Genomic DNA, 1,276 nt, shown 5'->3' with positions numbered 1-1,276 from the left:
ATTCTATATACCGATGGCCTTGTGGATGGGAATGTCATTAATGATTTCATTATGCGAGCCATGATGACGGATTCCTTGGACATTGATCCGACTCAAAACCCTTTTGACGTACTAGAAATGCATACGCTAACGATTGGGGAAATCCAAAAGGTCTCCGATATGAAAAAATTGTTTCATCATATCCTGTCGGGCGACTCGGTTATCTTGATGAACGGCAACACCACGGCGCTCGCAGCAAGCACGAAAGGCTGGAAAGACCGGGGTGTAACGGAGACGAATGTTGAAACCGTTGTCCGCGGACCACGCGAATCGTTCTCCGAATCGATTCGAACGAATACGGCACTTATCCGTAGAAAAATTAAAGATCCAAATTTATGGGTGGAAACTTTCCAGGTCGGCAAAGTGACCCAAACTGACGTTGTACTGATGTATGTGCATGGGATTGCCCAAGATTCACTCATTATCGAGGCACGCAATCGGCTCAGTCAGATTGAAATTGACGGTATCTTCGAAAGCAGCAATATCGAAGAGCTCATTCAGGATGAAGTCATCACGCCTTTTCCAACCGTTTATAACTCAGAACGTCCGGACGTCGTCGCCCTTGAGTTGATTCAAGGCAAAGTTGCCATTCTTGTTGACGGCACCCCCTTCGTGCTCATCGCTCCCGCCTTGTTTGAGACATTCCTCAAAGCTTCCGAGGACTACTATCATCGCGTGGATATCAGCACTTTGGTCCGGATACTTCGTTATGCCGGGTTTCTCATAGCTTTATTAGCGCCTTCCTTCTACGTGGCCATCACGACTTTTCATCAGGAAATGCTGCCAACGCAGCTGCTCATTTCCCTGGCTGCGCAGCGAGAAGGTATTCCCTTCCCAGCTTTCATCGAGGCATTATTGATGGAAATCACATTCGAAGTACTGCGGGAAGCCGCACTGCGTATGCCCCGAAGCATCGGATCGGCATTATCCTTCGTCGGGACACTGGTCATTGGGCAAGCCGCGGTCGAAGCTGGTATTGTTTCGGCTGCGATGGTTATCGTCGTATCCATTACCGCGATCTCCAGCTTCGTGTTTCCTTCCTATGACTTATCGAACGCCATTCGCATCTTGCGCTTTCCCCTGATGGCTTTAGCCGCTTCCTTCGGATTCTTCGGGATACTCGCAGGATTGCTTGGACTGATTTTGCATCTGAACAGTTTACAATCATTTGGCGTGCCTTACTTAAGCCCTTTTGCTCCTCTGGAATTAGACAAACAAAAGGATGCCTTGTTTCGGA

At 48.4% G+C, this 1,276-nt stretch carries 1 protein-coding gene; it reads left to right on the top strand.

Features of this window, described 5'->3' with window-relative positions; genetic code table 11:
- Window positions 1–1,276: spore germination protein (locus AC1DUA_RS38115; protein ID WP_477504647.1), on the top strand; the 1,276-nt coding region annotated here is incomplete at both ends.

The organism is Paenibacillus sp. 01T422 (assembly GCF_056398785.1).
Note: the sequence above shows the minus strand (reverse complement) of the source record. Positions and strands in the feature narration are given on the sequence as shown.